2 rRNA genes are annotated in these 318 nt (G+C 45.9%); both read left to right on the top strand.

Annotation, left to right across the window (positions count from 1 at the left end):
- Nucleotides 1-135: ribosomal RNA gene (locus KNO90_RS14665) — 23S ribosomal RNA — on the top strand; the annotation flags it as partial.
- Nucleotides 136-230: 95 nt separating this feature from the next.
- A 5S ribosomal RNA gene (gene rrf, locus KNO90_RS14660) occupies nt 231-318 on the top strand; the annotation flags it as partial.

The following is a 318-nucleotide window of genomic DNA, read 5'->3' as shown; positions in this document are numbered from 1 at the left end:
AGCCCCCTCCGAGATGAGATTTCCCTTTGAGCAATCAAGAAAGACCCCTCAGAGACGATGAGGTAGATAGGTCATGGGTGGAAGCGTGGCGACACGTGGAGCTGAATGATACTAATCGGTCGAGGCTTTGATCTAGTCTATGGTTTGTGTTGATGAATCCTCAGTTTTGAGAGAACAATCTCAAAAAAACATATTGACATTATGTTAAGATAATGTTAATATAATATTTGTCTGGTGGCGATAGCGAGACGGCCACACCCGTTCCCATGCCGAACACGGAAGTTAAGCGTCTCAGCGCCGAAAGTAGTTGGGGGATCT

The organism is Exiguobacterium sp. s63 (genome assembly GCF_018617335.1).
In the GTDB taxonomy this organism is placed as follows: Bacteria; Bacillota; Bacilli; order Exiguobacteriales; family Exiguobacteriaceae; genus Exiguobacterium.
Note: the sequence above shows the minus strand (reverse complement) of the source record. Positions and strands in the feature narration are given on the sequence as shown.